The 241-nt window shown below is 28.6% G+C and carries 1 pseudogene; it reads right to left on the bottom strand.

The features are described 5' to 3' along the window. Positions 1-60 precede the first annotated feature (60 nt). Positions 61-241 (bottom strand): annotated as a pseudogene (locus tag SH09_RS16720) (S8 family peptidase); the annotation flags it as partial.

Genomic DNA, 241 nt, shown 5'->3' with positions numbered 1-241 from the left:
TTTCAGTAAGAGTTGAATCTACCTCACCTACAATATTAATAGCAATCATATTATTTCCCTTCAATCTTTAAGTAATTTGTATACGTCCAGTTTTCCTCTTCCATAATGTTTTTTATCCATTCCTTTTTCTTTTTCAATCCCTTTTTTCTTAAATATTTCTAAAGTTTTTTCAGGATTATCTTTCAATTTATATTTATCAATCTCTAAGGCTAATGCACCAGAAACTTTTGGAGCTGCAAGT

The organism is Staphylococcus gallinarum, assembly GCF_000875895.1.
GTDB classification, from domain to species: Bacteria; Bacillota; Bacilli; order Staphylococcales; family Staphylococcaceae; genus Staphylococcus; species Staphylococcus gallinarum.
This window is presented reverse-complemented; position numbering and strand designations above follow the sequence as displayed.